This window comes from Actinotalea ferrariae CF5-4, assembly GCF_000603945.1.
Classification (GTDB): Bacteria; Actinomycetota; Actinomycetes; order Actinomycetales; family Cellulomonadaceae; genus Actinotalea; species Actinotalea ferrariae.
In genome coordinates this window covers 1-2642 of record NZ_AXCW01000383.1, presented here as the reverse complement: position 1 = coordinate 2642, position 2642 = coordinate 1, and the positions used below count along the sequence as shown (strand labels likewise).

Genomic DNA, 2642 nt, shown 5'->3' with positions numbered 1-2642 from the left:
CCGCGGCGGCCGCGAACAGCCTCGCCGGGCCGGGGACGCCGTCGGCGGCCCACGCCCCGTCGATGGCGGACCCGGACGCGTACTGCTCGAGGCAGCCGCGCTGGCCGCACGGGCAGGACCGGCCGTCCGGCCGGTAGGGGACGTGACCGATCTCCCCGGCGGCCCCCACGCTGCCCCGCCGCAGCCGCCCGTCCAGGAGCAGGCCGGCCGCGAGGCCCGTGCCGAGGGACAGGTACGCCAGGTCGTCCCCCAGGCCCAGCGTGCGCGCGGCGCCGAGCGCCGCGACGTTGAGGTCGTTCTCCACCACCACGGGCACACCGAGACGCTCGGCCAGGTCGGGCCCGACGGGGGCCGCCCCGACGACGCCGAGGTTCACCGCGTGCTCGACCGTGCCCCGGCCGGGGGCGACGATGCCCGGCACCCCGGCACCGACCGCCCGGAGCCGGACGGGGGCACCGGCGCGTCGCGCGTCGGCCAGGAGCTCCTCGACCGCCTCCGCGGCGGACCCCACGACGCCGTCGGCACCGTGCCGCACGGCGCTGCGGCGCCGACCGACGACCTCGCCGCCGACGACGAGCACCCCGTCGATCTTGCTGCCGCCCACGTCGAGGCCGACGACCGCCCCGGTCGGCCCGTCGGCGCCGTCGTGGACGGTCTCGGGGCCGTCGGCACCCGCCCGCACCGCCGTCGGGGCGTCCTCGGCTCGCGTTCCCATCAGCCCTTCACCGCCCCGGAGACGAGCCCCGCGGTCATGCGGTGCTGGACGAGCAGGAAGAACGCGATGACGGGCACGGCGATGAGCGTCGCACCTGCCATGACGACGCCCCAGTCGGTGGCGCGGTTCGCCTCGACCAGGCCCTGCAGCCACAGCGGCAGCGTGCGCCGGGCCGGGTCCGTCATGACGACCAGCGCGAGGGTGTACTCGTTCCAGGCCTGCAGGAACCCGTACACCCCCGACGCGACCAGGCCGGGAGCCAGCAGCGGGAAGGTGATCCGGAAGAAGGCCCCCGTGCGGGACAGCCCGTCGACGGTCGCCGCCTCCTCCAGCTCCAGGGGGATGCCGGAGACGAAGCCGCGCAGCATCCAGACCGTGAACGGCAGGACGGCGGCGACGTAGACGATCGTCAGCCCGAGGACGCGGTTCACCAGGCCCCAGCCGTCGAGCATCTGGTACTGGCTGATGAACAGGCCCTCGGCGGGGATCATCTGGACGACGAGCACGGTCACCACGAACGCCCGTCGCCCACGGAACCGGAAGCGGCTGATCGCCAGCGCCGCGAGGAACGCGAAGAGGATGGCCACGGTCACGGTGAGCGCCGTGACGGCGAGGCTCGTGCGGAACGACGCGAAGAACGACGGGTCCGCCAGCACGCGCCGGATGTTCGACAGCGTGCCGTCCACCGGCAGGAACGTCGGGTCGGGCCGGCGCAGCCGGTTGGTGGGCAGGAAGGCGCTGTTGACCATCCAGTAGATCGGGAAGACCCACAGGAGCCCGACGACGACGGCGGTCAGGCCGAGCAGCCGGCCGGTCCACCTGCCGGCACGACGGCGGTCGGGACCCGACGCCCCACGGCGGTCGGCCGGACCGACCGGTGCGGACGACGACGTCGTCGGCCGGCCCCGTCGGATCCGGGCGCCCGGGTGCATGGCACGACCCGTGGTCCCCTCGGTGACGCTCACAGGTCCCCCTCCTCGCGCAGCATGCGGCGGATGTAGAAGGTGGTCAGCGCGAGGGTGAGGACGAGCATGATCGTCGCCATGGCGCCGGCCATCGAGAAGGTGTCGGCCAGGGAGTAGATGTACGTGCCGAGCAGGTGCGTCTCGCGCGTCGGGGCGCCGGCCCGCTGCAGCACGTGGATCTGGGTGAACACGCGCAGGTCCCAGATGACCTGGAGCAGCAGGACGACCGACAGGACCGGCCGGACCATCGGCAGGGTGATCCGGCGGAACCGCTGCCAGGCGTTCGCGCCGTCGAGCTGCGCCGCCTCCATGGTCTCGGTCGGCACCTGCAGCAGGCCCGCGTAGACGGTCAGGACCACGAACGGGACGGACATCCACACGACGATGACGGTCGCCACGAAGTAGAAGGACAGGGGCTCGATGATCCACGAGTGGCCCCGCATGGCCTCCAGGCCGAGCGGCTCCGCGAGGAGCCAGTTGATGACGCCGTACTGGGAGTCGAACAGCCACTGCCAGACCGTCATGGTGGCCAGCACCGGAGTGCCCCACGCCAGGAGCAGGCAGACCTGGAGCACCATCCGCGCGGCCCGCCCGACGCGCGCCATGAGCACGGCCAGGGCCATGCCGACCACCATCGTCAGCGCGGCGTTGACCAGGCAGAACGCGACCGACCGCGCGATGACGGTCCAGACGTAGGGGTCCGTGAGCAGGGTCGTGTAGTTGTCCAGGCCCACCCACTCGGCCGGCCGGCCGAACTGCTGGGCGAGGCCGTACTCCTGGAAGGACAGGACGAGCTGGCGCACGAGCGGGTAGCCGAGGCCGACGACGACGGGGACGAGGGCGGGTAGCAGGAGCAGGTAGGGCACGACGGTCCGTCGCCGGCGCCGGGGGGCGGGGGGGCCGGGCGGGCCGGCCGGGGCGGTGGTTGTCCCCGACGGGACCGCGGGACGGGTCCCCGCGCG

3 protein-coding genes are annotated in these 2642 nt (G+C 73.9%); all 3 read right to left on the bottom strand.

Annotated features, from left to right (window positions below):
• On the bottom strand, positions 1–715 hold a 715-nt coding region (locus tag N866_RS18025), incomplete at its 3' end, for an ROK family protein (RefSeq protein ID WP_155855472.1).
• Positions 715–1647 carry a carbohydrate ABC transporter permease gene (locus N866_RS18020; RefSeq protein ID WP_081802804.1) on the bottom strand — a complete coding sequence of 311 codons (933 nt, stop codon included), beginning with the start codon at positions 1645–1647 and terminating at the stop codon, positions 715–717. The genes N866_RS18025 and N866_RS18020, both read right to left, overlap by 1 nt.
• Positions 1648–1676: 29 nt before the next feature.
• A partial coding sequence (locus tag N866_RS18015) for a carbohydrate ABC transporter permease (RefSeq protein ID WP_425393978.1) occupies positions 1677–2642 on the bottom strand: 966 nt, incomplete at its 5' end.

Excerpts from the sequence above, each read along its gene's own strand:
- N866_RS18020 (WP_081802804.1), bottom strand. The coding sequence starts at position 1,647 with ATGCACCCGGGCGCCCGGATCCGACGGGGCCGGCCGACGACGTCGTCG.